Origin of the sequence: Paraburkholderia sp. MM6662-R1 (genome assembly GCF_050436245.1) — a bacterium.
Lineage (GTDB): Bacteria > Pseudomonadota > Gammaproteobacteria > Burkholderiales > Burkholderiaceae > Paraburkholderia > Paraburkholderia tuberum.
The window spans coordinates 723,338-741,353 of record NZ_JBNDLV010000003.1; the positions used below are offsets into that span (position 1 = coordinate 723,338).

An 18,016-nucleotide genomic window follows, 5' to 3' on the forward strand; every position below is an offset into this window, starting at 1 on the left:
GGTGGCGAGTCAGCGCGACATCATGTTCATGCTGACATTGTGCATTACCCAGATCGTGCCGAAGATCAGGAACAGCGCGGCGAGCGCGGTGTAGCATAACGCCAGCACGTTCCAGCGCTGGCCGCGCGACAGGTCGAGATGCAGGAACGTCACCAGATGCACGACGATCTGCACGAACGCCAGCAACGCGAGCGCCATAATCGCGGAGCCGGACGGCAGCAACCGTTGCGTGACGATCGAGAATGAGCCAGCCGTCAGCGCCACGGCAAGCACGAAACCGGTGATATAACCGGCGACGTCACCACGCGAGGCGGTCGTGGACGTCGAGTGTGAATGGACCATTTAGAGCATGCTCCCGAGATAGACAAACGAAAACACGCAGATCCACACGATGTCGAGGAAGTGCCAGAAGAGGCTCAGGCATGTCAGACTCGTGAGGTCGCGACCGGACAGTTCAGGCGAGCGGACGACATGCACGACGAGCACGGCCATCCAGACGAGGCCGGCTGTCACGTGCAGGCCGTGGGTGCCGACCAGCGTGAAGAACGACGACAGGAAGGCGCTGCGACTGGGCCCAGCACCATTGGCGACCAGGTGCGAGAACTCGCGCAGCTCTAACGCGAGGAACAGCGCGCCAAGCACGAACGTCACGAGGAGCCAGCCGATCACGGCACCACGCCTCTGGCGCTGCGCGCCGAGCATCGCGAAGCCGTAGGTGGTGCTGCTCAGCAGCAGCACGCCGGTTTGAAGTGCGACACCCGGGATGTCGAACAGGTCCCGTCCGGACGCGCCACCCGCGAACTCGTGCGCCATTACGGCGAACACGGCGAACAGCGACGCGAACAGCATGCAGTCGGTCATCAGGTACAGCCAGAAGCCGAATACGGTGGGCGTTGGGCCGTGGTCAGCGCTCGACCTGCCGTGATGGACGAGTAATGCAGATTGCGACATGGATTAGGTCTCCGCGGATTCGGGTAGTTCAAGGGCGGCCGGGGTGCGTGCGCTGCCGCGACGTGCTTCGATTTCGCGCACGCGCGAGGCCGGAATCACGTAGCCATGGTCGTCGCGGAAGCTACGCGCGATCAGCGCGGCGACGATCGCGACTAAGGCCAGCACGGCGAGCCACGTAATGTGCCAGACGCCGGCGAAGCCGAGCACGAGGCTGAATGCGCCGATCAGGAACCCGTCCGCGGTGTTCGACGGTAGGTGGATGTCCTCGTAATGCGCCAGTGCGGCATTTGCTGCGCCGCTTTCCTTCATGTGCGCGAACGCGTCGAGCTGGTGGACGACCGGTATGCGCGCGAAGTTGTAGACAGCGGGCGGCGACGAGGTGGCCCATTCGAGCGTGCGGCCGTTCCACGGGTCGCCCGTCAGGTCGCCGTATTCCGGCTCGTTGCGATGGATCACGCTCACGACGACCTGGGCGATCTGGTGCACGACACCGAGTGCGATCAGCACCACGCCGCATGCGGCGACGAACAGCCAGGGATGCCAGGTCGGGTTGTCGTAGTGATTCAGGCGCCGGGTCATGCCCATGAAGCCGAGCACGTAGAGCGGCACGAACGACACGTAGAAGCCGACGAACCAGCACCAGAACGCCCGCTTGCCGAGCTTCTCGTCAAGCTTGAAGCCGAACGCCTTCGGGAACCAGTAATGGAAGCCCGCGAGGTAGCCGAACACGACGCCGCCTATGATCGCGTTGTGAAAGTGCGCGATCAGGAACAGGCTGTTGTGCAGCACGAAGTCCACGCCCGGGATCGCCATCATCACGCCCGTCATGCCGCCGATCGTGAACGTGACCATGAAGCCGATCGTCCACAGCACGGGTGTGGTGAACTCGATGCGACCGCGGTACATCGTGAACAGCCAGTTGAAGATTTTCACGCCGGTGGGGATCGCGATGACCATCGTCATAATGCCGAAGAACGCGTTGACGTCCGCGCCGGAACCCATCGTGAAGAAGTGGTGCGCCCACACGAGGAATGCGAGCACCGTGATCGCGCACGACGCGTAGACCATCGTTCTGTAGCCAAACAGCGGTTTCTTCGCGAAGGTCGCGATCACTTCCGAGTAGATGCCGAACGCGGGCAGCACGAGGATGTACACCTCCGGGTGGCCCCACGCCCAGATCAGGTTCAGGTACACCATCGCGTTGCCGCCGAGCTCATTGGTGAAAAAGTGCATGCCTGCGTAGCGGTCGAGGCCGAGCAGTGCGAGCGTCACGGTTAGGATCGGGAACGTTGCCATGATCAGCACGTTCGAGCACAGCGCGGTCCACGTGAACACCGGCATCTTCATCAGCGTCATGCCGGGCGCGCGCAGCTTGACGATCGTCACGAAGAAGTTGATCGCGGTAATCAGCGTACCGACGCCGGAGAGCTGCAGACTCCAGATGTAGTAGTCGACCCCGACGCCGGGACTGAACTGCAGCTCCGACAGCGGTGGATACGCGAGCCAGCCGACCTGCGCGAACTCGCCGATCACGAGCGACAGATTGATCAGGATCGCGCTGATCGCCGTCATCCAGAAGCTCAGCGAATTCAGGAACGGGAAGGCGACGTCGCGCGCGCCGATCTGCAGCGGCACGACAAGATTGAAGAGGCCGACCATCAGCGCCATCGCCATGAAGAAGATCATGATGACACCGTGCGCGGTGAATATCTGGTCGTAGTGGTGCGGCGGCAGGTAACCGGGGCCGTGAAACGCGATCGCGAGCTGAAGCCGCATCATTACGGCGTCGACGAAACCGCGCACGAGCATCAGCACCGCGACGATGATGTACATGATGCCGATCTTCTTGTGATCGACGCTTGTCAGCCACTCGGTCCAGAGCCACTTCCAGCGGCCGAGCTTCGTGAGCGTGACGATGACCGCCAGCACGATGAGCGCCATGAACGCGGCCGCGCCCATGATGATCGGCTGATCGAACGGAATCGCGCCGGGCGTGAGTTTTCCAAACATGGCTTACTCCGTGGTCTGCGTGCGACAGGCGGCGTCGCGGAAGGCCGTGACGTTGCCGTTGTTGTATCGGGCAACGATGTTGCGGAACAGGTACTGGTCGATCGATGAGAAGTAGCGTACCGACTGCTTCTCGCTCGGCTTTGCGACTTCGGCGTATTCGTCCATGCTCAGGCGGTCCGGCGAAGCCTTGACCTTCCGCACCCATGCGTCGAAGTCGGTGGCGCTCGTCGCGAGCGTGCGGAACTTCATGTCGGCGAATCCCTTGCCGCTGAAGTTGGCGGACATGCCTTCGAAATTTCCCGGTGCATCCGCGATCAGGTGCAGACGGGTCTGCATGCCGACCATTGCATACACCTGGGTGCCGAGTTGCGGGATGAAGAATGAGTTCATCACCGAGTCCGACGTGATCCGGAAATTCACCGGCGTATCGACTGGCACGGCGAGCTGGTTCACCGACGCAATGCCGAGGTCCGGGTAGATGAAGAGCCACTTCCAGTCGAGCGCGACCACCTCGACGTCGATCGGCTTCACGCTCGACTGCAGCGGCCGGTACGGGTCGAGCTCATGCGTGGTGCGCCACGTCAGGATACCGAGGTACAGGATGATCAGGGCGGGGATCGTCCAGACGACGATCTCGATCGCCGTCGAGTGCGCCCATTTGGGTGCATAGACCGCGTGACGGTTCGACGCACGGTAGCGCCACGCGAAGAACAGCGTCAGCAGGATCACCGGGATCACGACGATCAGCATCGCCCACGTGGCGGTGGCGATCAGCGACTTCTCGGCCGCGCCGACGCTCCCTTTTGGATCAAGCACAGTCAGATCACATCCCGATAGACAGGCGCTCAATGTCGTGACGATGGCTATCGACCGTTTCCTTAAGGCTTTTCTGTCTGTCATAGTGGTTAAGTCCGGGTTGTGGCACTTTTGACCTCAAGCTGGCTTGACGCATGCGGCATCACACTCGCAGCGTCATGGTCCGACAACCGGCCAGCTTTGTGATTGATGTCGATCAAGGACGAACAAAGCGGCGGGGTGCGGTGCACTGACGCAGTGCGCCGCTGAGTGCGCGTTCCACCACATCGAGTGGCTGGATGCGATTGACAGCCTGCTGAACGTCGGTAGCAAAGTCCTGTACGCCGAAGCTTGCGTAACGACCTTGTTGCATGCGCAGAAGTAGCAGAGTGATCTGCGTGCCGTTCGGCGGCTGCAGCCAGTCCGGCAATGGCTGCGAAATCGGTGTCTGCGGGTGCGAGAAACATCTTGGGTACCAGTCAATGCGGTTGAAGGCCAATAGTCCGACCTCAAGGCTCCCGCTATCTCGACATTCCTACGCGTGACCCGGTGTCGCATCTTGACTTCGGGATCGGGACCGGTTGACCCTGCGCAAGGGCAGCCCTGATTTGCGCGTCGACAATTCCCCGCATACGTCAACAAGGGGAAAGCGATGAAGCACATGATTAAGGCCGTCATGATCGTGGCAAGCCTGTGCGCTACCGGTTTGTTCGAAGTGCTGGCATACGCGGATGACGTCAGCGCGAACGGAAGCACGATGGCAGGCGAGGTGACGGCTGATGGGATCCACGCCGGCGACGTGCTCGTGCGTCTGCGTGCCATCTCGATCGAGCCGGACGTTCACACCAGCGGCACGTTGTCGTCGCTCGGCGTGGGTGTCAATAACGCATTCGTGCCGGAGTTGGACCTGACCTATATGATCCGCGACGCGATCGGCATCGAGCTGATTCTCGCCACCTCGCGGCATCACGTGACGTCCGGCCTCGGCGATCTCGGTGGCGTGAACGTGCTGCCACCGACGCTGCTGCTGCAATATCACTTCAACCATGCTGGCATGATCCGACCGTATGTCGGCGCGGGGGTCAACTACACGTACTTCTACAACGACGGCCTGAGCGCGGGCCCCGTAGGCATCCAGGTGTCACGCAGCAGCTTCGGTCCGGCGGTGCAGGCTGGCGTCGACGTGCAGATCACGAAGACCGTCTTTCTCAACGCGGATATCAAAAAGATCTGGATGCACACGGACGCCTCGGTCGCCGATAGTTCGTTGGGCCGGCTGGACATCGACCCACTGGTACTGGGAATAGGCGTCGGGATGAAGTTCTAGCGAGCGCGCAATGACAGACCACAGCTCGCACCAGCGGGCGATCCGCTGCGCCCCAACCACCTGAAACGGAGATCTGGTCACTATGCCCCTGTACGACTACCGCTGCGCGGCCTGCGGCCACGCATTCGAAACGCTGGTGCGCGCCGGCCACGCGCCCGTCTGCCCGCAATGCGGCGGCACCGCGCTGGACAAGCAGGTCAGCGCGCCGGCCTCGCCCGGCAAGAGCCGCGCGATCATCTCCCGCGCGCGGCGTCAGGCGGCGCGCGAAGGGCACCTCAGCAACTATTCGCCGGCCGAGCGCCGCAAGCTGCTGCGCTGAGCCCAACGGGGAATCGCGCTGTCGATGTAGATGAACCTCGAGGGCGCCTACGGGATGGCACTCAGTCTCACCGTCTTCATGGCCGGCACGCTGGATCGGGCCACCGCCGACAGCCTGCTGGAACGCGCGAAGGGCATCTGCCCGTATCTCGACGCGTGGCTTCGCAACATTGCGTCAGCACGGCCGCCCTCGCGCTCGCGCGCTTCGATGACCATGACGGAAACGTCCTGCCGGCTTGTAGAGCAGCGCGCCCGAGGCCGGCACGTCATCCAGCAACGCGCCGTCTGCGCTATAGGCCGCGAACCAATGGCCGAAATGCTCGGCCTGAGACAGCCCCTGCGACTGCGCCCAGCCGCCCTGCGGCCGCGCCTGCGCCAGCGCGCAATGCAGTGCCGACGGCGTCGGCGTCATGGCGAAGGCCTCATTCATGACGCTCACCAGCGACTTGCGATGCTTGAAGTTTTCGATGAACTGCGCCGCCTGGGTCAGCCGGGTGCGGATCTTGTGCAGCACGCTGACCTTGGCCGTGATGATTTCGGCGAGCGCGAGCGGCGTGGCAGGGACGGCCGTATCGGGGCACAGCGCGAGCAGCGCCGGTCCCAGGTACGGAATGACCCCGCCCGCACACAGGCGTTCGGCGATGGTCTGGACTGAAACGGTCATGCAGTGCGCCTCACAGATAAATGGCAGCGCCGGCGCCCACGTTGGTCGCGGTGTCTTTCAGCGTCTTGACGATGTACTTGACCTGGTCGGTGTCGAGCAGCGTGTGCAGCGGCAGCGCCAGCGCGCGATCGCCGATGCGCTCGGTGTCGGGCAACAGGCCGCTCTTGCGGCCGATCGCATCGCCCGCGTTCATGTAGTGGAACTGCTGATGCAGCGGATGGCTGTAGGCCACCGTCTCAATGCCGCAAGATTTCATGTCGTCGATCATCTGGGCGCGCGCGCTCTGCGTAAAACGCTTGCCCAAATGCACAACATAGAGCATCCAGTGCACTTCTTCGACGTCCTCGGCCACGTAGGCCGGCTTGATCCCTTCGAAGCTTTGCATCTCTTCGTGATACCAGGTCTCGACCTGCTTTCGCTGCGCGAGGCGCGTGTCGAGTTCGGCCAGTTGCGCGAGACCGAGCGCGGCGGTCAGATCACTGATGCCCGCCTGCAGCGGCACCCGCGAGCCGACCGAGACGGACGCGCGGTCCGTGACGCGCCGCTCGCGCAGATAGCGCAGTTCATGGACGAGTTCGTCATCGTCGGTGACGAGCATGCCGCCCGCTCCTGTGCACAGCGCGGACGGGCTGGAGAAGTCGAACACTGATACGTCGCCGAAACAGCCGACGTTGCGGCCCCGGTAGCGCGAGCCCAACGCCTCAGTACTGTCTTCGATCAGCCGCAAGCGCTGCGCGTCGGCCAGTTCGCGCAGCAGCGCCCACGCGGCCGGGTGGCCGTTGGTATTGCCGGCGAGGATCGCGCGCGTGCGAGGGCCGATCTTCTGCGCGGCTTTTTCGGCGCTCAGACAACCGCTCCAGTAGTCGATGTCGGCGAACACCGGCACGGCTCCCGCCAGCGTGATCGCCTGCGCCACCTGATGCCAGGTGTGCGACGCGCAGACCACCTCGTCTCCCGGGCCGATCCCCGTCGCGCGCAACGCAATCCAGGTGGCGAGCGTGCCGCTCGCGACCGCGACCGCATGCTCCCGGCCAACCCAGCCCGCAAACGCGCGCTCGAACGAATCAAGCATCGGCCCGTCGCTCCAACGCGAGGATTGCAGCACCGCGTTGACGAGATCGATCTCGCGCGCCGCGCAGGCCGGTTCGCTCAGCGCGATCTCATCGATTTCCATGCGCCTTGTCCTCAGTCAGGATCAACCCATCGGCCTCTTCAGGCCGCTGCGTGATGGTCCTGTAATACCCGGCCGATATCGCGAAATAGATACTGCGCACACCGAACCGGAGCGCTGCTGTCTCGTCGCGCATCACCGTTGCGCTGACATGCATTGTGCGCACCTCGGGATAACGTTCGTGCCATTGCGCGGCGGCGTCGCGTAGCGTCGGTGCCGTGCGGAGCAGGTTCGCCGCGAAGTCCAATTGCTCGGCGTTCAGGCTCATCTCACTCCTCCACGCCAGCAATGCGCCGCGCTTCGACCGTGATGGGCAGTGGCGTATCGTCGGCCATCGCGGGCAATTCGAGTTGCCAGCCGTTCGCAAGTGTGACGAGACCGCCCCACATTCCGGGCTGCGCCATCGCGACAATGGGCTCTTCCAGGTCCTTCTTTGGCACGTAGGCGCTCAGCGCGCCCTTGCTGTCCTTGCGGATCATGACTTTCATGGTTGCGGACTCCGGAGATTGATGACAGGTTCAGACCAGGTTCAAGCGGGATGCGCTGCTTCCTCCAGCGGTGTGCAGCCAGCGCACGCGCCGGCTTCAGGTGCGCTGCATGTTCGATCGCGCTGAATACGCCACGGTCCCGGCCCTCCGGCGCCGCCGCGTGCAGCCCGCACACAGCCAGGTGATTGGCTTCGGTGGCGCCGCTGGCGAAGATCAACTCTGCGGGCTTGCCACCGAGCGCTCGCGCGATCGTCGCGCGGGCCGCAGCGAGCGTACCCTTCGCCGGCTGCCCGACGGCATCCTGCGACGACGCGTTGCCCCACACATCCGTCAGGATGGACAGCATCGCCTGCCACGGCGGAGGCTGGCGGCATGGTCGCGTTGTGGTCGAGATAGATCGTCGGCCGGCTCCGTTAGTTTGCTTCACGGCCAGAACACGCATTCGCGATCGATGCACAGCGTGTCCAGCAGCTCGGCCAGATCGGTGCTCTCATGCTGGGGCATCCATCGGTGCGACGCATGATCGCGCGCGCTCAGGTGCCACATACCGTCTTCATCGCGCGTGAGCCAGGCTATGTCGATCAGCCCGCCATTCGCGTCGACATTGCGGGAGCAGCACGGGCTCTCGACACGGAACCCCTGCCCGTCGCGCAGCACGCGCGGCAGCACATAGCGGTAGCGGGTACGCTCGCGCAACGCTTGCTCGATCTGGCGCTGGGTCAGGTCGAACGGGCGGCCCGCGCGCAAACCGTCGCGCGGCGGCGCCGCTTCTGGCGCGCTCGCCTGAACCGTCATGACATGGCTCCTTCTTCGGGTAGCAGGCCGGCGGGTGCGGGCGCAATTTCATTCTCCGTGCATCCGACGACACAGTTGCCGAACTGCACCAGATAGACCGGCTCGCCGCTCTCAATCACCTGGCCGACGTTGACGATTTCGCCGACCGTACCCGCCTCGGCCAGACAATCGTCCTGGCCGCGCTCCGGAAAGCTGCCGTCGTTGCACAGGTCATCCAGCGCGATCACGCGCATGCCCCACTGATAAGCAGGCTGAACCGGTTCGATACTCATGCTGACGGCTCCTGCGGTTGCGACGTTTCCGGCTGGACCCGCGTGCCGATCTTGTGCAGCGCTTCGGCCCGCTCGCCCAAGCCTTGCAGCACGTCGTCCGGCAGGTTGTCGAGCGTGCATAGCTCTTTCGCGCGCATGCCGACACGGTGGCCGCTCTCGACGAAATCCACCGCGTAGATATAGAACTGCTGAAGGAAGGTGTCGATGCTGGTGACGTAACCGATCTCGCCCTTGTTCACCAGCACTTCGCCGATGTCCTTGCCGTTGTAAGTGCCGTCGTTGCGGATCACCGCGCGTGCGATTACGCGCTCGCCGTAGTTGAAGCGCGGGGGAAACGCGACCTCGAGCAGGTCGTCGTCGCGGTTGATGTCAGCCATGCTTCACTCCTGCTGATCTCCTGCTGATCGTTGCGTCTGTCCGGTGGTCATCAGGTTCGCGGCCTCGCCCGACGGCCGGCGCAGTCGAGTGGGCCGCCCTGCCAATGGCGCGGTGCAATGTCGCCGCCTGGTACGCGCACGTTCTGTACGTTCATGGTTGCGTCCCCGTCCAGCCGCGCGTCGGATACGCACTCAGCGCATCCATTGCATCGTCGGACCCGACGCCGGTCTCATGACGATCCAAGACTTGCGAAAGCAGCGCGCCCCCCACCCGGTCTTCGGGATCGAGCCGGCGCAATTCGCGCAGTAGCATGCGCGCTTCTTCAAAGTCGCCGAGACGCATGTTGAGGTACGCGAGGCCCTTCAGCGTGAACAGACAAAAACGCGCGGCCGCGTCATAACGCGTGGTCACGATCGCGGCCGCAAGCGGTTCGTCGCCGAGATCCGAGCCCAGCGCGGTGCGGGCGACCGCCAGCGCATCTTCGCCGATCGCACGCGCCTGCGCCAATTGATGGCCGTAGAAGTAAAAGCGGTACAGCGCGATCAACGGCACCGGATGGCGCGGCGCGGCGGCGCGGGCGCGTTGCAACAGCGCGAGCGCCTCGTCGGGGCGCTCGCGCAACCGACCCGCCTCGGCGATCAATGCATTGACGCCCGACGGCAAGCCGCCGCCAATCGTTCTCTGCGCAAACGCGGTCATTACGTCGTCGAGGGCACGGTCGCCGGACTCCATCGCCATCGCTCCTCTTCAGGAGATCTGACGCGGCAGCGGCGGCCGCCCGCGGCCAATCGCGCTGACATCGATGGTCGCCACGCCCGGCGGCGCCGATTCCGCACTGCTGCTGCAACCACAAGCGGCCTGGTTCGGATTGAAGAAGATCAAGCCGGACTGGGTTGGCGTGTCGGCGAAATCGATCGTTATGCCTTCGAGCATCAGCCGGCTCTCAGCCGGCAGGAATACGCGCAGGCCGTTGATGTCGAGTTCCTGTTCGCCTGGTTGCAGCGCCGGCTCGGCGGTGAATTTCGCGGTATAGCCGGAACAGCCGCCGGCGCTCACCACCAGACGGAAGCCGGCGCCAGCCGGCAGGCCCGAAAAGCGCACGATACGACGCATGAACTTCTCGGCGGCGCTCGTAACAGTTACCTTGGACAGCATGATGCGTAGTCTCCTGATGGATGAATGGCCGGCCCGGCCACGAGCCAGACTCAAACCTGAACGATGCAGCCGTCCACGGGACACACGGCGACGCACTGCGGGTCGTCGAAGTGGCCTTCGCATTCGGTACATTTCTTGGGGTCGATCGCGAACACGCCGCCTTTGTCGCTGATCGCGACATTGGGGCATTCCGGTTCGCAGGCCGAGCATCCCGTACAGGTGGACGCAATAATCTTCAGAGGCATGGAGGCTCTCCTGTTGTCCTGTCTGGAAGGGTGTGGGGTGTCACGCCGCTGAGGCTGACGAGGTGTAAGCGCCCTGGCGGATCGAAGCATCGCCGCGGTCCCGGTGCACGATGGCGCCGCTGGCGATGCGACTGCGGTAGTCGTTGAACCAGGCAAGCACCGCTTTTTCGATAAATTCGCCGACGTACTGATCGACCGGCTCGATGCCCGCTTGCGCCAGTTCGTCTTTCGGGCAGGCGCCGATCTTCGCGACCAGCACCGCGTGGCAGTCGTCGAGCGCGCGCACGACCGACGGGAGTTGCTCGTCGTCGCCGTAACCGCCCAGGCAATACAGGTCCACCCGGCGATGGCCGACGAACAGCGCTTCGGCTGCCGAGACCTCGAAGATCTGAAACTCCGTGACGTGGCCGAAGTGCTCGTTGACCCGGCCGCCGCCCTTCGTTGCGACCGCGACCAGCGCCTTCATGTCGTCGGCGACGTCGATCTCGCGAGAGACAGCCAGCGCTTCCTGCTTCGCGTCGTGCTGCGCCTGACGCTCGGCTTCGACGCGCTGCTGGTATTCACGGCGGCGGTCGAGGTCGTAGACCACTTCCATCCGCTCGATCTTGTCGAGCGTGAAATCCTCGCTGCGGTCCTCGCCCAGCAGGCCAACCGCATCCGCGCGGCACTGGCGGCAATGACGCATCAGGTTGGCGCCGCCCATGCAGGCGTCCTGCACGGCCTTGAGTTCCTGCGCAGTCGGTCCGCGCTGGCCGCTCAGGCCAAAGTAAGTGCCGTGCTCGGGCTGCGAGATCAGCGGCATGATGTTATGCAGGAACGCGCCGCGTTTCTTGACGTCGCGGTTGACCTCGATCAGGTGCTCCTCGTTGATGCCGGGAATCAGCACCGAGTTGATCTTGGTCAGCACGCCGCGTGCGGTGAGCATCTCGAGACCCTTCATCTGCCGGTCACGAAGGATGCGGGCTGCTTCGTAACCGGTCACGCGCTTGTGCTTCCAGAAAATCCACGGATAGATTTTCTCGCCCACCGCCGGGTCGACCATGTTGATGGTGATTGTCACGTGGTCGATGTTGTACTTGCAGATTTCGTCCACGAGGTCGGGCAACGCCAAGCCATTGGTCGACAGGCACAGCTTGATGTCCGGCGCCTGTTCCTGCAGCATCCGGAACGTCTCGAAGGTCTTCTTCGGGCTCGCCAGCGAATCACCGGGACCGGCGATGCCAAGCACCGTCATCTGGGGAATCTCGCTTGCGACCGCCACGACCTTCTTCACTGCCTGTTGCGGCGTTAGCTTCTGAGAGACCACGCCGGGACGCGACTCGTTCGCGCAGTCGTATTTGCGGTTGCAGTAGTTGCACTGGACGTTGCAAGCCGGCGCCACCGCCACATGCATGCGCGCATAGTGATGATGGGCTTCTTCCGAGTAGCATGGGTGATTCTTGACCTTCTCCCAGATGTCCGGCGGCATGTCGTCGAGACTACCCGACGCGCCGCAGCTGGCCTTACCCTCGCCACCGTGCGTGCCGCAGCCGCCACCGGTGGACGGGTCTTCGATCTTCACGCCGAGCGGTTTAATCTGCCCGACGCTGATATAGGCCGCTGCGGGCAAGTCGCTCGCATTTGAACTCGCTTGCATGGATATCTCCTCGCAACCAACGGCGGCCGCGCGCAAGCCATAGAGCCAGATCCATGCCACTCGACAAGAACGCCAGGAATCAACGGGTTAGGATATATTTCGCAGTTCTGTTTGATCCCGGCGCGCGACGTATCCCTACAATTTCGTTGCGTCGTGTCGGTGTTGCGACAAATCTCACACGACCCGGACAGCATGTTCTGAACCAGCGAGATGGACCCGCACAAACCAGATCAATCGTTCGCGTTCACCCTCCGGCTTCCCCGGCTTGCGATGTCGCGAACGTGTGGTCGTCCGCTGCTGCTCGTCACGCGAAAGACCCGTAGCGCTCAGGCCGCGCAGTTGCCCGTCCGGTTCGGCCAGCACCACAAAGGCGCGCCGCCACTCCATCGTCTGCACAAGATAGTTCAGGGACTCGCGCAAGGCTTTCGCCACATCGAGCGACGAAACCAGCGTCTTGCTCACCTCGTAGACGCCGTCGAACGCTCGCCTGAATGTTCACGATTGACTTCCCCTTCGTGCGCTGCGCGCTTTCGATGTACCAGCGCAAGGCGCACGATCGACCCAAAGCACAGCGTTTGAAGTAAGCGCATTTCTACGCCTGACGATTCAGCCATCGCGCATGTCAATCCAGCGCGCGTAACGACAAATCCGACAAAAAGAACGGCGGCAATCCTCACTCGTCGGACGCATCGACACAAAAACAACAGCGGCCCAGCTGAAAGAGGCCACTAGAGCGTGAAAATCCACTGGCATGGAAGTTGCCCTGAAGGTCGCATTACCCCGCTTTAGGAGCCTGCAATGTCGGATTTCCAACGCGTGAATACCGGCCTCCATCCGCGCGGCTTCAACCCCGTGCATCTGGATCATGCCGCCACCACGCCGGTCGATCCGCGCGTGATCAGACGCATGCTGCCTTACCTGACCGAGATATACGGCAATCCCGCCAGCCGTTCGCATGCCTATGGCTGGGTCGGCGAAGAAGCGGTGGAACTGGCCCGCGAGCAGGTCAGCTTGCTCGTCAACGGGGACCCGCACGAGATTGTCTGGACCTCGTGGAGCTTCGGCCGCGCATGCGAATCGCGTGCCAAATGCACGGCGGCGTCCACGAGCGCGGCATGCGTTCGGGGACGTTGTGCACGCATCAGATCGTCGAGGAACTGCCATTGCCGCCGGTCGAGATCCACCGCTCGATTCTCGCGCCGAGGACGAGATCAAGGCGGCCGTGTCTGACTTTCGCTCGCGCCAGACGATTCGAGGCGCAGCAGCCGACGACCTGTAACTCGCCGAGCGACCGACCTGCTCGTCTAACCCGAAGTGAGTCCATTCAAGCCTGAGAGGAACCTCCATGGAAACGCTCACCCAACCGGCTGCCGCCACACCCGCCGTCATGCCCGGCCTACTCGAATTCACGCCTCAGGCCGCTGCGAAAGTGGCCTCGCTGATCGAGGAAGAAGGCAATCCCAACCTGAAGCTGCGGCTGTACGTATCCGGCGGCGGCTGTTCGGGCTTGCAGTACGGCTTCGCGTTCGACGACCAGGTGGCGGACGACGACATGCAGACCGTCACGGACGGCGTCACGCTGCTGGTCGATTCGATGAGCCAGCAATACCTGCCCGGCGCGCGCGTCGACTACGAAGACAGCCTGGAAGGTTCGCGCTTCGTCATTCACAACCCCAATGCGCAGAGCACCTGTGGCTGCGGCAGTTCGTTTTCCGTGTGAGGCAATCATGAAATCTCACTGACTGGCGCCTCCCGACGACGAGGAGAACAACCAGTTCGACAATGCGTGGGGCCTTGACCTGCAATCGCGTCTCGCGTGCTGCGTGAAGCTGCACGACGCCGACCTGACGATCGAACTGCCGCCACATACGCGCGAGCTCGCGCGTGAGCATTGAGGGCATGCGTCCTTAGCGCTGTGCGGCCTCTTCAAGCGCCATAGCGGTCATCGCCGCGAGCGCACGTCCTGGCTGACCACGCCTATCGCATCGCGCATCGCTTTCTGCAGCGCCGTGTTCATCGCTACACCTGGCTGTTCGAAACAGGACATTCGCGACAGGTCTTCGTTGGAACCGCTTCATCACAGCGCCAGCGAACACCGGAAAGCCCCGCGGCAAGCGGCTATTCGCACTAAGCGTGCATGGCGCAGTACTTGCAAACCGTATGTTCAAATGCCTAAAGGACAACTTCCCGTGTCGAATCCGATCATCAACGACACCACACTGCGCGACGGCGAACAGACCGCTGGCGTCGCATTCACGGTTGCCGAAAAATGCGCGATTGCCGAGGCGCTCTCAAGCGCCGGCGTACCCGAACTGGAAATCGGTATCCCCGCGATGGGTGCCGAGGAAATCGATTGCATCCAGACCATCGTCGCGCTGAATCTCGACGCCGATCTGATGGTCTGGGGCCGTCTCACCGACGCGGACCTGGCGTCGGCCTTGTGCTGCAATCCCGACATCATTCACCTGTCGATTCCCGTGTCCGATATCCAACTTCAACACAAATTGCGCCAGCCGCGCTCGTGGGTGCTCGCGCAGGTGAATCGCGTGATCAGCGCCGCCGTCAAAAGCGGCCGCAAGGTTTCGCTGGGCGCGGAGGATGCCTCGCGCGCGGCCCCCTCGTTCCTTGCCGACGTGGCGCGGCACGCGCAACAGTGCGGTGCGCAACGCATCCGCTTTGCGGACACGCTCGGCGTCCTCGATCCTTTTTCGACCTATGAAGCGATTGCGCGATTGCACGACGCGGTCGATCTGGAAATCGAAATCCACGCGCACAACGACCTCGGGCTCGCGACCGCGAACACCCTTGCCGCACTGCGCGCCGGCGCAACCCACGCCAACACCACTGTCAATGGTCTCGGCGAACGCGCCGGAAATGCCGCGCTGGAGGAGATCGTGATGGGCGTGCGCCATATCATGGGTCGCAACACCGGCGTCGACACGACCGCGCTATTGAGCATCTCGCGGCTTGTCGAACGGGCTTCAGGACGCCCGGTCGCGCTTAACAAAAGCATTGTCGGCGCCAGCGTTTTCACGCTCGAGTCCGGCATCCACACAGACGGGCTCACGAAGAATGCATCGACCTACGAGAGCTTCGATCCCGCCGAACTCGGTCGCGAACGCTCGGTCGCGCTTGGCAAGCATTCGGGTTCGCAAAGCGTGCGCCGGGCTTATGACGCGCTCGGCCTGGCCGTCAGTGAAAAGCTGCTCGTGCTGCTGCTGACCCGGATCCGCCACCATGCCGCCCAGCACAAGCAAACGCCCAGCGCCGCCGACCTGTATCGCTTCCTGATCGAGTTGCGCTACACCGTCGGAGACTTGTCATGAGCGGCGCTGTGGTCGGCTTCACGAAGTGCGTCGCGAAACCCGAACAGTCAGGCACGACGGCGCCGTGCGCGAGCAGCGGCGCCTGCGACAAGTACTTCGCCGAGCCGACGCTCTGTCCATACCTATCCTCATCCGCTTGCAAGGAGTAAACGCGATGGAAAGCTTTGTCCAGCAACTCAAGGCGCTGTCCTCAGCCGAGGACTTCCTGCAGTTCTTCGGCATTGCGTTCGACCAGAAGGTCGTCAACGTGAGTCGACTGCACATCCTCAAGCGCTTCTTTCAGTACATCCAGCAACAGGACGCGCTGCCGGAAGGCGACGAACCCGCCCTGTTCGCGTCATATCACGCGCTGCTGCTGAAGGCTTACGGCGACTTCGTCACCTCCACGCCGGCGCAGGAAAAAGTGTTCAAGGTGTTCCGGGACACAAATGGGCGGCAGCACGTTTCACTCGACAGTCTGCGCGCGTCGCTGCCCGCGCGCACCCTTGCCTGACAGGTGGAGCAAGACCATGCACATCGTTAAGACCATGCACATTGTCGTCTGCATCAAGCAGGTCCCGGACTCGACGCAGATCCGCGTTCATCCGGTCACCAACACGATCATGCGCCAGGGTGTTCCGGCGATCGTCAACCCGTATGACCTGTTTTCACTCGAAGAGGCGCTGCGACTGAAGGACCGCTTCGGCGGCAAGGTCACGTTGCTTTGCATGGGCCCGCCGCAGGCCGAGGAAGCGCTGCGCAAGTGCATCAGCTTCGGCGCGGACGACGCCGTGCTGCTCACCGACCGTGCATTCGCCGGCGCGGATACGCTCGCTACGTCGTACGCGCTGGCAGCGGGTATCCAGCAGATCGCGAAGGAGCAGGCGGTGGACATCGTGTTCACTGGCAAGCAGACGATCGACGGCGACACCGCGCAAGTCGGCCCCGGTATCGCCAAACGCCTCGGGCTGCAACTGCTGACCTACGTGTCGCGCATCGTCGAGACCGCTCTCGATGCGCGCACGATCACCGTCGAGCGCCGCGCCGAGGGCGGCGTGCACGTGCTCAGGACTGCGCTGCCGTGCCTGATCACAATGCTGGAGAACACCAACGAACTGCGCTTTGCGACGCTGCCCGCGATGATTCATGCAGCCGGCTATCCGGTGCATAAATGGAACTGCGAACAGGCCGGCATCGAAGATCTCAGCAAGATCGGCCTGAAGGGCTCGCCGACAGTGGTCAGCAAAGTCTTTGGACCGACGCCGCGCAGCGAGAAAGCGGAGATGCTCGACCTCGACGCATCGAGTCTTTGCGACGTGTCGGTGAACCTGCTGCAAAAGATCTTCGCGCGCCATCCTACCCTGGAAGCTGACCTGCTGATGAAGGAGGGTTCATGAACACACCCGCCGCCCCCGCGAAGAAACCCGCCGGCCGCGCGGGACGCAATCTCGAACTGCCGAAACACCTGAAGGCCTACAAAGGCGTCTGGGTCTTTATCGAGCACGACCGTGGACACGTGCACAGCGTCTCGTGGGAACTGCTCGGTGAAGCGCGCAAATTGGCCGACACGCTCGGCAGCCGAGTGGGCATCGCGGTGCTCGGCGGCGCGAATGAACCGCTCGAACAGTTCGCCGCAGAAGCCTTCACTTACGGCGCGGACGATGCGTACATCGTCCACGACCCGGTCTTGCAAGGCTATCGCAACGAGCCGTTCACGAAAGGGCTGACCGACCTCGTCAACCGGCATCAGCCCGAGATCCTGCTGCTGGGCGCGACGTCAATGGGCCGCGACCTCGCCGGCTCCGTAGCGACGACCCTGCTGACCGGGCTGACCGCCGATTGCACCGAACTCAACATCGATCCCGCGTCGCGGGCGCTGGCGGCGACGCGCCCCACCTTCGGCGGCTCGCTGTTGTGCACGATCATGACGCTCGCGTACCGTCCGCAGATGGCGACGGTGCGCCCGCGCGTGATGCCGATGCCGCTGCGCGACGCCGAACGCACCGGCAACATCGTCCACGGAACGCTGGGGATGATCGAGACGGACATCGTCACGAGGCTGCTCGACTTTATCCCGGATGCGAGCAGCAACCGGATCAACCTGCCCTATGCCGATGTGATTGTGAGCGGCGGCAAGGGGTTGAAGAGCCCGGAAAACTTCCAGCTGGCGTTCGAACTGGCGAACGTGCTCGGCGGCGAAGTGGGTGCGACCCGGCCATGCGTGCAGGCCGGCTGGGTCGAGGGGGAGCGGCAGGTGGGACAGACCGGCAAGACGGTGCGGCCCAAGCTCTACATCGCCGCCGGCATATCCGGCGCGATCCAGCACCGCGTGGGCATGGAAAGCGCAGATGTGATCGTGGCGATCAACACCGACCCGAACGCACCCATCTTCGATTTCGCACACTACGGGGTTGTCGGCAATGCGTTGCAAGTGTTGCCCGCGCTGAAGCAGGCTTTTGTGGAGCATTTGACCCGGCGCCGCAAGCAGGCTGCCTGAGGAGAATCA

At 63.3% G+C, this 18,016-nt stretch carries 24 protein-coding genes and 4 pseudogenes; 10 read left to right on the top strand and 18 right to left on the bottom strand.

Annotated features, from left to right (window positions below; all coding sequences use genetic code 11):
* Positions 1–9 precede the first annotated feature (9 nt).
* The 5 genes from cyoD to OKW39_RS26065 all read right to left on the bottom strand — a co-directional run bounded on the left by cyoD (position 10) and on the right by OKW39_RS26065 (position 4,255).
* A complete protein-coding gene (cyoD, locus tag OKW39_RS26045) occupies positions 10–342 on the bottom strand; it encodes a cytochrome o ubiquinol oxidase subunit IV (protein ID WP_090811308.1) in 333 nt (110 codons plus the stop codon).
* The gene (gene cyoC, locus OKW39_RS26050) at positions 343–951 is read right to left on the bottom strand and encodes a cytochrome o ubiquinol oxidase subunit III (RefSeq protein WP_429564003.1); all 609 of its coding nucleotides are present in this window, start codon (positions 949–951) and stop codon (positions 343–345) included.
* A 3-nt stretch (positions 952–954) separates the two neighbouring features.
* Positions 955–2,961: a cytochrome o ubiquinol oxidase subunit I gene (cyoB, locus tag OKW39_RS26055; protein ID WP_429332336.1), complete on the bottom strand. Its 2,007-nt coding sequence runs from the start codon at positions 2,959–2,961 to the stop codon at positions 955–957.
* 3 nt (positions 2,962–2,964) lie between these two features.
* On the bottom strand, positions 2,965–3,861 hold the full coding sequence (cyoA, locus tag OKW39_RS26060) for a ubiquinol oxidase subunit II (RefSeq protein ID WP_260330634.1): 897 nt from the start codon (positions 3,859–3,861) through the stop codon (positions 2,965–2,967).
* A 112-nt stretch (positions 3,862–3,973) separates the two neighbouring features.
* Positions 3,974–4,255: a hypothetical protein gene (locus OKW39_RS26065; protein ID WP_429564288.1), complete on the bottom strand. Its 282-nt coding sequence runs from the start codon at positions 4,253–4,255 to the stop codon at positions 3,974–3,976.
* 153 nt (positions 4,256–4,408) lie between these two features.
* Between OKW39_RS26065 and OKW39_RS26070 the strand changes: the two genes are divergently transcribed.
* The gene (locus tag OKW39_RS26070; protein WP_090811318.1) at positions 4,409–5,083 is read left to right on the top strand and encodes an OmpW/AlkL family protein; all 675 of its coding nucleotides are present in this window, start codon (positions 4,409–4,411) and stop codon (positions 5,081–5,083) included.
* A gap of 82 nt (positions 5,084–5,165) precedes the next feature.
* The gene (locus OKW39_RS26075) at positions 5,166–5,402 is read left to right on the top strand and encodes an FmdB family zinc ribbon protein (RefSeq protein WP_429332337.1); all 237 of its coding nucleotides are present in this window, start codon (positions 5,166–5,168) and stop codon (positions 5,400–5,402) included.
* Between the two features lie 198 nt (positions 5,403–5,600).
* On the opposite strand, the pseudogene OKW39_RS26080 reads toward OKW39_RS26075, so the two are convergent.
* From OKW39_RS26080 to OKW39_RS26140, 13 genes and pseudogenes are all read right to left on the bottom strand, one after another.
* Positions 5,601–6,065 (bottom strand): annotated as a pseudogene (locus OKW39_RS26080) (SIR2 family protein); the annotation flags it as partial.
* A 10-nt stretch (positions 6,066–6,075) separates the two neighbouring features.
* Positions 6,076–7,239, bottom strand: coding sequence for a DegT/DnrJ/EryC1/StrS family aminotransferase (locus tag OKW39_RS26085; protein ID WP_090811322.1), 1,164 nt, complete (start codon positions 7,237–7,239; stop codon positions 6,076–6,078).
* Positions 7,226–7,504, bottom strand: coding sequence for a hypothetical protein (locus OKW39_RS26090; RefSeq protein WP_090811324.1), 279 nt, complete (start codon positions 7,502–7,504; stop codon positions 7,226–7,228). The genes OKW39_RS26085 and OKW39_RS26090 overlap by 14 nt, the downstream gene beginning before the upstream one ends.
* Position 7,505: 1 nt before the next feature.
* The gene (gene nifT / locus OKW39_RS26095; RefSeq protein ID WP_007177241.1) at positions 7,506–7,724 is read right to left on the bottom strand and encodes a putative nitrogen fixation protein NifT; all 219 of its coding nucleotides are present in this window, start codon (positions 7,722–7,724) and stop codon (positions 7,506–7,508) included.
* A 130-nt stretch (positions 7,725–7,854) separates the two neighbouring features.
* Positions 7,855–8,166, bottom strand: a pseudogene (locus OKW39_RS26100) (aminotransferase class V-fold PLP-dependent enzyme); the annotation flags it as partial.
* On the bottom strand, positions 8,148–8,519 hold the full coding sequence (locus OKW39_RS26105) for a hypothetical protein (RefSeq protein ID WP_184072322.1): 372 nt from the start codon (positions 8,517–8,519) through the stop codon (positions 8,148–8,150). The pseudogene OKW39_RS26100 and the gene OKW39_RS26105, both read right to left, overlap by 19 nt.
* On the bottom strand, positions 8,516–8,791 hold the full coding sequence (locus OKW39_RS26110; RefSeq protein ID WP_429359624.1) for a nitrogen fixation protein NifZ: 276 nt from the start codon (positions 8,789–8,791) through the stop codon (positions 8,516–8,518). The genes OKW39_RS26105 and OKW39_RS26110 overlap by 4 nt, the downstream gene beginning before the upstream one ends.
* Positions 8,788–9,168 (bottom strand): nitrogen fixation protein NifZ, encoded by a 381-nt coding sequence (locus tag OKW39_RS26115; protein WP_090811330.1) that lies wholly within the window; start codon positions 9,166–9,168, stop codon positions 8,788–8,790. The genes OKW39_RS26110 and OKW39_RS26115 overlap by 4 nt, the downstream gene beginning before the upstream one ends.
* A gap of 151 nt (positions 9,169–9,319) precedes the next feature.
* On the bottom strand, positions 9,320–9,901 hold the full coding sequence (locus OKW39_RS26120) for a hypothetical protein (protein ID WP_429564004.1): 582 nt from the start codon (positions 9,899–9,901) through the stop codon (positions 9,320–9,322).
* 15 nt (positions 9,902–9,916) lie between these two features.
* Positions 9,917–10,324 carry a HesB/IscA family protein gene (locus OKW39_RS26125; RefSeq protein WP_429564005.1) on the bottom strand — a complete coding sequence of 136 codons (408 nt, stop codon included), beginning with the start codon at positions 10,322–10,324 and terminating at the stop codon, positions 9,917–9,919.
* A gap of 50 nt (positions 10,325–10,374) precedes the next feature.
* Positions 10,375–10,569 carry a 4Fe-4S binding protein gene (locus OKW39_RS26130; RefSeq protein ID WP_090811334.1) on the bottom strand — a complete coding sequence of 65 codons (195 nt, stop codon included), beginning with the start codon at positions 10,567–10,569 and terminating at the stop codon, positions 10,375–10,377.
* A 40-nt stretch (positions 10,570–10,609) separates the two neighbouring features.
* Positions 10,610–12,205: a nitrogenase cofactor biosynthesis protein NifB gene (gene nifB / locus OKW39_RS26135; protein WP_429564006.1), complete on the bottom strand. Its 1,596-nt coding sequence runs from the start codon at positions 12,203–12,205 to the stop codon at positions 10,610–10,612.
* A gap of 174 nt (positions 12,206–12,379) precedes the next feature.
* Entirely contained in the window at positions 12,380–12,667 is a 288-nt protein-coding gene (locus tag OKW39_RS26140; protein ID WP_429564007.1) for a hypothetical protein, read from the bottom strand.
* 336 nt (positions 12,668–13,003) lie between these two features.
* Here OKW39_RS26140 and OKW39_RS26145 point away from each other — a divergent pair.
* From OKW39_RS26145 to OKW39_RS26180, 8 genes and pseudogenes are all read left to right on the top strand, one after another.
* Positions 13,004–13,258, top strand: a pseudogene (locus OKW39_RS26145) (aminotransferase class V-fold PLP-dependent enzyme); the annotation flags it as partial.
* Positions 13,259–13,550: 292 nt separating this feature from the next.
* The gene (gene erpA / locus OKW39_RS26150) at positions 13,551–13,925 is read left to right on the top strand and encodes an iron-sulfur cluster insertion protein ErpA (RefSeq protein ID WP_429564008.1); all 375 of its coding nucleotides are present in this window, start codon (positions 13,551–13,553) and stop codon (positions 13,923–13,925) included.
* 22 nt (positions 13,926–13,947) lie between these two features.
* Positions 13,948–14,100 (top strand): annotated as a pseudogene (locus tag OKW39_RS26155) (2Fe-2S ferredoxin); the annotation flags it as partial.
* 294 nt (positions 14,101–14,394) lie between these two features.
* Entirely contained in the window at positions 14,395–15,531 is a 1,137-nt protein-coding gene (gene nifV / locus OKW39_RS26160) for a homocitrate synthase (RefSeq protein ID WP_429564009.1), read from the top strand.
* Entirely contained in the window at positions 15,528–15,680 is a 153-nt protein-coding gene (locus OKW39_RS26165; protein WP_429564010.1) for a hypothetical protein, read from the top strand. The genes nifV and OKW39_RS26165 overlap by 4 nt, the downstream gene beginning before the upstream one ends.
* 5 nt (positions 15,681–15,685) lie before the next feature.
* Positions 15,686–16,024, top strand: a complete 339-nt coding sequence (gene nifW / locus OKW39_RS26170) for a nitrogenase stabilizing/protective protein NifW (RefSeq protein ID WP_090811340.1) — start codon at positions 15,686–15,688, stop codon at positions 16,022–16,024.
* A gap of 34 nt (positions 16,025–16,058) precedes the next feature.
* A complete protein-coding gene (locus tag OKW39_RS26175) occupies positions 16,059–16,907 on the top strand; it encodes an electron transfer flavoprotein subunit beta/FixA family protein (RefSeq protein WP_090811342.1) in 849 nt (282 codons plus the stop codon).
* Positions 16,904–18,007, top strand: a complete 1,104-nt coding sequence (locus OKW39_RS26180) for an electron transfer flavoprotein subunit alpha/FixB family protein (RefSeq protein WP_429564011.1) — start codon at positions 16,904–16,906, stop codon at positions 18,005–18,007. Before OKW39_RS26175 ends, OKW39_RS26180 begins: the two co-directional genes overlap by 4 nt.
* The last annotated feature ends 9 nt before the right edge of the window (positions 18,008–18,016 follow it).

What these genes read in the sequence shown, in the direction of transcription:
- cyoD (WP_090811308.1), bottom strand. Translation starts at nt 342, where the DNA reads ATGGTCCATTCACACTCGACGTCCACGACCGCCTCGCGTGGTGACGTC.
- cyoC (WP_429564003.1), bottom strand. Translation starts at nt 951, where the DNA reads ATGTCGCAATCTGCATTACTCGTCCATCACGGCAGGTCGAGCGCTGAC.
- cyoB (WP_429332336.1), bottom strand. Translation starts at nt 2,961, where the DNA reads ATGTTTGGAAAACTCACGCCCGGCGCGATTCCGTTCGATCAGCCGATC.
- cyoA (WP_260330634.1), bottom strand. Translation starts at nt 3,861, where the DNA reads ATGACAGACAGAAAAGCCTTAAGGAAACGGTCGATAGCCATCGTCACG.
- OKW39_RS26070 (WP_090811318.1), top strand. Translation starts at nt 4,409, where the DNA reads ATGAAGCACATGATTAAGGCCGTCATGATCGTGGCAAGCCTGTGCGCT.
- OKW39_RS26075 (WP_429332337.1), top strand. Translation starts at nt 5,166, where the DNA reads ATGCCCCTGTACGACTACCGCTGCGCGGCCTGCGGCCACGCATTCGAA.
- OKW39_RS26085 (WP_090811322.1), bottom strand. Translation starts at nt 7,239, where the DNA reads ATGGAAATCGATGAGATCGCGCTGAGCGAACCGGCCTGCGCGGCGCGC.
- OKW39_RS26090 (WP_090811324.1), bottom strand. Translation starts at nt 7,504, where the DNA reads ATGAGCCTGAACGCCGAGCAATTGGACTTCGCGGCGAACCTGCTCCGC.
- nifT (WP_007177241.1), bottom strand. Translation starts at nt 7,724, where the DNA reads ATGAAAGTCATGATCCGCAAGGACAGCAAGGGCGCGCTGAGCGCCTAC.
- OKW39_RS26105 (WP_184072322.1), bottom strand. Translation starts at nt 8,519, where the DNA reads ATGACGGTTCAGGCGAGCGCGCCAGAAGCGGCGCCGCCGCGCGACGGT.
- OKW39_RS26110 (WP_429359624.1), bottom strand. Translation starts at nt 8,791, where the DNA reads ATGAGTATCGAACCGGTTCAGCCTGCTTATCAGTGGGGCATGCGCGTG.
- OKW39_RS26115 (WP_090811330.1), bottom strand. Translation starts at nt 9,168, where the DNA reads ATGGCTGACATCAACCGCGACGACGACCTGCTCGAGGTCGCGTTTCCC.
- OKW39_RS26120 (WP_429564004.1), bottom strand. Translation starts at nt 9,901, where the DNA reads ATGGAGTCCGGCGACCGTGCCCTCGACGACGTAATGACCGCGTTTGCG.
- OKW39_RS26125 (WP_429564005.1), bottom strand. Translation starts at nt 10,324, where the DNA reads ATGCTGTCCAAGGTAACTGTTACGAGCGCCGCCGAGAAGTTCATGCGT.
- OKW39_RS26130 (WP_090811334.1), bottom strand. Translation starts at nt 10,569, where the DNA reads ATGCCTCTGAAGATTATTGCGTCCACCTGTACGGGATGCTCGGCCTGC.
- nifB (WP_429564006.1), bottom strand. Translation starts at nt 12,205, where the DNA reads ATGCAAGCGAGTTCAAATGCGAGCGACTTGCCCGCAGCGGCCTATATC.
- erpA (WP_429564008.1), top strand. Translation starts at nt 13,551, where the DNA reads ATGGAAACGCTCACCCAACCGGCTGCCGCCACACCCGCCGTCATGCCC.
- OKW39_RS26165 (WP_429564010.1), top strand. Translation starts at nt 15,528, where the DNA reads ATGAGCGGCGCTGTGGTCGGCTTCACGAAGTGCGTCGCGAAACCCGAA.
- nifW (WP_090811340.1), top strand. Translation starts at nt 15,686, where the DNA reads ATGGAAAGCTTTGTCCAGCAACTCAAGGCGCTGTCCTCAGCCGAGGAC.
- OKW39_RS26175 (WP_090811342.1), top strand. Translation starts at nt 16,059, where the DNA reads ATGCACATTGTCGTCTGCATCAAGCAGGTCCCGGACTCGACGCAGATC.
- OKW39_RS26180 (WP_429564011.1), top strand. Translation starts at nt 16,904, where the DNA reads ATGAACACACCCGCCGCCCCCGCGAAGAAACCCGCCGGCCGCGCGGGA.